A 256-nucleotide genomic window follows, 5' to 3' on the forward strand; every position below is an offset into this window, starting at 1 on the left:
GTTTGCATGTGTTTGACCAAGTCAGCGACAATATTTGGCTCGGCCATGAGACAAGCGCCAATTTTATTATGTTGGACGCGATCCGATGGGCAACCAACATTGATATTAACCTCATCATAACCATGCTGTTGCGCGAACTCGGCACACTGGGTCATCTCATCAATATATGCACCGCCAAGTTGCAGCACGATAGGCTGCTCGAGCGCGTCAAAGCGTAGATGCCGTGCTCGATTACCATGTATCAGCGCCCCTGTAC

Annotated in this window: 1 protein-coding gene; it reads right to left on the bottom strand. The window is 50.0% G+C overall.

All coding sequences use genetic code 11. From position 1 onward, the window contains the following. On the bottom strand, positions 1 to 256 hold a 256-nt coding region (locus AAEZ03_RS28075; protein WP_350583211.1), incomplete at both ends, for a tRNA-dihydrouridine synthase.

This window comes from Pseudomonas sp. HY2-MNA-CIBAN-0224, assembly GCF_040310285.1.
In the GTDB taxonomy this organism is placed as follows: Bacteria; Pseudomonadota; Gammaproteobacteria; order Pseudomonadales; family Pseudomonadaceae; genus Aquipseudomonas; species Aquipseudomonas helleri.